The 4,259-nt window shown below is 63.2% G+C and carries 5 protein-coding genes; 4 read left to right on the forward strand and 1 reads right to left on the reverse strand.

Annotation, left to right across the window (positions count from 1 at the left end; translation table 11 throughout):
• The 4 genes from ACXJ7R_RS26045 to ACXJ7R_RS26060 all read left to right on the forward strand — a co-directional run.
• Positions 1-464: substrate-binding domain-containing protein (locus ACXJ7R_RS26045; RefSeq protein ID WP_457154339.1), on the forward strand; the 464-nt coding region annotated here is incomplete at its 5' end.
• Positions 465-578: 114 nt separating this feature from the next.
• A complete protein-coding gene (locus tag ACXJ7R_RS26050; protein WP_095091975.1) occupies positions 579-1,565 on the forward strand; it encodes an ABC transporter permease in 987 nt (328 codons plus the stop codon).
• A 3-nt stretch (positions 1,566-1,568) separates the two neighbouring features.
• The gene (locus tag ACXJ7R_RS26055; protein WP_457154340.1) at positions 1,569-2,360 is read left to right on the forward strand and encodes an ATP-binding cassette domain-containing protein; all 792 of its coding nucleotides are present in this window, start codon (positions 1,569-1,571) and stop codon (positions 2,358-2,360) included.
• Between the two features lie 123 nt (positions 2,361-2,483).
• Positions 2,484-3,506, forward strand: a complete 1,023-nt coding sequence (locus ACXJ7R_RS26060; RefSeq protein ID WP_457154341.1) for a LacI family DNA-binding transcriptional regulator — start codon at positions 2,484-2,486, stop codon at positions 3,504-3,506.
• 330 nt (positions 3,507-3,836) lie between these two features.
• Here ACXJ7R_RS26060 and ACXJ7R_RS26065 read toward each other — a convergent pair.
• Positions 3,837-4,259, reverse strand: a 423-nt coding sequence (locus ACXJ7R_RS26065; RefSeq protein ID WP_457154342.1) for a TetR/AcrR family transcriptional regulator, incomplete at its 5' end; no start/stop codon positions are given.

Raw genomic sequence — 4,259 nt, forward strand, 5'->3', positions numbered from 1 at the left:
AGGTTCCCGGGGCCACCTATGGCGTCCAGGAAGAGGAAGGCATCAAGAGCGTCTTCGGTCCGCTCGGCATCACCTATGAAATCACCGAAGCCACGCTTGACCAGGCCGAAGTGATCAACCGCATGGTCGACTACCTCACCGCCAACAAGGCCAAGGTCAAGGCGATCATCGGCCTTGGCGACCTGGTGACCGGCTCGATCAAGCGGGTCTTCGACCAGGTCGGCATCAAGCCGGGTGAAATTCCGGTCGTCGGCTGGGGCAACTCGCTCGACACCACCCAGGAAGTGCTGAACGGCTACGTCAATGCCGGCCAGTGGCAGGACCCGCAGGCGACCAGCTATGTCGCCCTCTCCCTGGCCAACATGGCCGCTGCCGGCATTCCTCCGGGCTTCAACGTGATCACCGGTGCGCTCTACGAAAAGGATACCGCCGCGGTCTACGACAAGATCCTGTCCGGCAAATAAGATCCCAAACTCAAACAGTCGCGACTGCCCCGGCGGTCGCGACTGACTTCTCCATTTTCGCCGAGCCCTTCGCTGTGCAAGGCTCAGCCTTTCCAATCCTATCGCGGGTTGCTCGTGGAAAATCGTTCGCTCATCCAACACCTGATTGCGCGGCCTGAGTTCGGCCCCTTGGTGCTGCTCGTCATCGAGATCGCCGTTTTCTGGAGCATCAACCACGACTTCCTGTCGCCGCAGAACATTTCGAACACGCTGGCCTTCACGGTCGAACTCGGCCTGATCGCGCTGGCGATGACGCTGTTGATGACGTCGGGCGAGTTCGACCTTTCGGTCGGCTCGCTGTTCGGCTTCTCACCGGTGCTGATGTGGACGCTGTTCAACAGCGGCCTCACCTCGCTTGAGGTCGGCTTTGTCGCGGCACTGCTGGTCGCCGCCTTCATCGGGCTGGTCAATGGCTGGTTCGTCACGCAGCTCAAGATCCCGTCCTTCCTGGTGACGCTCGGCATGCTGCTGGTGGTGCGCGGTACCGCCCTTTTCGTCACCGACGGGTTTCCGCAGCGCACCTGGAGCGCCGAAGGCAGCTGGCTGGCGGAGGCGCTGGTCGGCGACTTCTTCATCGGGCCGTTCCGCATCTACATGTCGCTGTTCTGGTTCATCGCGGCGGCCATCGCGCTCGGCTATGTCCTGACGCAGAGCCGCACCGGCAACTGGATCCAGGCGGCCGGCGGCAATCCCAATGCGGCGCGCGCCCGCGGCGTCAATGTAAGCGGCGTCAAGATCGGCCTGTTCGTGCTGTCATCGCTGATGGCCTCGCTTGCCGGCGTCATCTCGTCGCTGCGCACCTCGGCCGCCAACCCCAACAGCGGCACCGGCTATGAGCTCGAAGTCATCGCCATGGTGGTGATCGGCGGCACGGCGCTGACCGGCGGGCGCGGCACGATCATCGGCACCGTGCTCGGCATCCTGATCCTGCGCGTCATGCGCAACGGCATCGTGCTGATCGGCGTGCCCGGCCTTGCCTACAATATCTTCATCGGTGCGATCATCCTTGGCATGATGGCGCTCCATTCATGGCTGGAACGCCGGCATCAGGCAGGGACTTGAACCATGGCCGAGCCACTGATCCGCATGCAGAACATCCGCAAGTCCTATGGCCGCGTGCAGGCACTCGAGGACGCCAGTTTCCATGTCAATGAACGGGAGATCGTCGGCCTGCTCGGCGACAATGGCGCCGGCAAGTCGACGCTGATCAAGGTGCTCTCGGGCGCCGTTCCGCTGACCAGCGGCGACATCTTCATCCGCGGCAAGAAGGTGAGCTTGCGCAACACCAGCGACGCCATCGCCCACGGCATCGAGACGATCTACCAGGACTCGGCACTGGTCACGCAATTGTCGATCGCCCGCAATTTGTTCCTCGGACGCGAGCCGATCAAGCCGCCGCGCTTCCTCAATCGGATGGACCAGGACGCCATGAACACGGTCGCACGCGACCTGCTCAAGCAGGTCGGCATCTCGAAGAACATCCCGCCGACGACACCGATCGGCTCGCTCTCCGGCGGCGAGCGGCAGGCGGTGGCGATCGCGCGCGCCATGCATTTCGACAGCGACCTCATCATTCTCGACGAGCCGACCAACAATCTCGGCGTCGCCGAAACACAGGGCGTGCTGAGCTTCGTGCGCAACGCCCGCGATTCCGGTCATTCCTGCATTTTCATCGCCCACAACATCCATCATGTCTTCCAGGTGGTCGACCGCATCGTCGTCATGCGCCGGGGCAAGGTGGTCGCCGACGACATCGACCCGAAGAAGACCAGCGTGGCGGAAGTCGAGCGGATCATCACCGGCATGTCGGACAAGGAAATCCGCGATGCCATCGCCGATGGCAAGCCATCGCACTGAGTCCGGACAGCCGTCTTGTCGAGGCGGCCGAATGACTGTCCGGCTGATGGGCGGCAATCAGCCGTCACCTCAAATCGCATCGCTCGCCTGGCGCGGCATCGCATCGGGACATAGGGTTAGGGCATGAAAGCCACCGTCTCGGATATCGCCCGCAATTGCGGGCTGTCGACAGCAACGGTCGACAGGGTGCTCAACAACCGGCCAGGTGCTAGTGCCGCCAACCGCCAGCGCGTCATGGAGGCCGCCAAGCAACTCGGCTATCTGCCGGTCGCCGATCAGGTGACGCTGCCCTCGCGGCCCGCCCATCTCGAATTCCTGCTGCCGATCGGCAGCAATGCCTTCATGCGCGATCTCGCCGGACATATCGAGGACTACGCCGCGCGGCTGCCGCTTGTCGCCTCGTGCCGGATCCACAACCTCGCCGGAATCTCGCCGAGCGCGCTGCAGACCGCCGTCGAAAACCTCTCGCTCAGGGCCAATGGCGTCGGTGTCATCGCCGTCGACCATCCGCGCACACGCAACATCCTGCGCGACATCGTCGACGCCGGCATGCGCCTGGTCACGCTGGTATCGGATGTCCCGGCCGCACCGCGATCGGCCTATGTCGGCATCGACAACCGGGTGGCAGGACGAACCGCGGCGCTGTTGATGGGACGCTTCCTGGGCGGTCGCACCGGCCATCTGGCGATGGTCGTCGGCTCGCGCTCCTATCGCGGCCACGAAGAGCGCGAAATGGGTTTCCGCTCGGTGCTCAACGAAGAGTTTCCCAACCTGACCGTCAGCAGCGCGGTCGAGATCAACGACGAGCCCGACGTCAGCTATGCCGAGACCATGAAGGCGCTGCACAACGAGCCCGAACTGCTCGGCATCTATTGCGTCGGAGCCGGACATTCGGGCGTTGCAAAGGCGATCCGGGAATTAAGGCCGAACCGCAAGCCGGTGTTCATTTGTCACGACCTCACAAAGGACACGCGGGGCTATCTGGTCGACGACCTGCTCGATGTCGTCATCGACCAGAATGCCAGGCTGATCGCCGAGCAGTCGGTCATCCGCCTGCTCGGCTCGATTGCATCCTCGGCGCCCTATCTGACGCGGAAGTTCATCGAGCCGCGCCTGATCTTCAGGGAAAACGTTCCGGTGCAGTGAAGCTTGCCTGCGCTTTTCCGGTCACACTCGGCAACTTTCGCGGGTGATACAGCGAATCTGCACAGCTGCTATGCACGATCCACGATTGCCGAATCATTGGGCAGCCCCTAATTTGCAGTTGTCGGCCATCTACTCCTCCCAGATGCGATGCCGACGCTGAGTGGGGTGCACCTCCTCCCGCGCCACACTCGAAATCGAGCCCGCTGCCACCTCCTCCCGGCAGCGGGCTTTTTTCGTTCCAGTCAGCCGCGATTGCAATGGCGCTCACGCCAAAGGCGTGGCGCATCGTCCATTCTCGGTCGCGAGATCGAAAAGATTGCCGGGGAGAATTCAGCCGGCAGCAGTGCCGCGGAAGGAGACGATCAGCCCTTCCGCCATGCGCACGAACTGCGCGCTGGGGCCTTCGGTACCGACACTTTGAACGCTGACACGGGCGCCTTCAAGCAGAAGCGACAGCGTATCGGCAAGCAGCTCAGCTTGGCCGATGCCGGCATCCCTGCACAGCGTGACAAGGCGATCGCGCTGGGCTTCCTTGAGTTCCTTGATGACGCGCCGGGCCGGATGATCCGCGTCGGTCAACTCGATGGCTGCGTTGGCCATATCGCAGCCGCGGCCGTCAGCCGTCAGGCAATCGGCGGCCATGCGAACCCAGGCAYGCAATTGCGCCAGCTTGTCGCCGGGATGCTGACTCTCGAATTTCTCCCAGATCGCACCAGCCTTGCAGGCGGTGGCGCGCAGGCATTGGATGATGAG

The organism is Mesorhizobium sp. P5_C1, assembly GCF_054049815.1.